The following is a 236-nucleotide window of genomic DNA, read 5'->3' on the forward strand; positions in this document are numbered from 1 at the left end:
CGCAGGAGTACGTCCTCGATCTCCTCCACATGCGAGCAGTGCGACGCGTAATCCACCGCGACACGACGAGCCCGCACACCCTCCGCCTCGCAGGACGCCAAGAGTTCATCCAAGGCGTCGGCGTCACCGGAAACCACCACCAAAGCGGGGCCGTTGACCGCCGCGACCGCCAGCCGACCGTCCCACGACTGCAACCGCTCCTGCACGGCTTCGAGGGCCAGGGAGACGGACACCAT

At 67.4% G+C, this 236-nt stretch carries 1 protein-coding gene; it reads right to left on the bottom strand.

All coding sequences use genetic code 11. The features are described 5' to 3' along the window. A partial coding sequence (locus tag GT045_RS28890) for an acyltransferase domain-containing protein (RefSeq protein WP_161335988.1) occupies nt 1–236 on the bottom strand: 236 nt, incomplete at both ends.

This window comes from Streptomyces sp. SID486 (assembly GCF_009865385.1).
Taxonomy (GTDB): domain Bacteria; phylum Actinomycetota; class Actinomycetes; order Streptomycetales; family Streptomycetaceae; genus Streptomyces.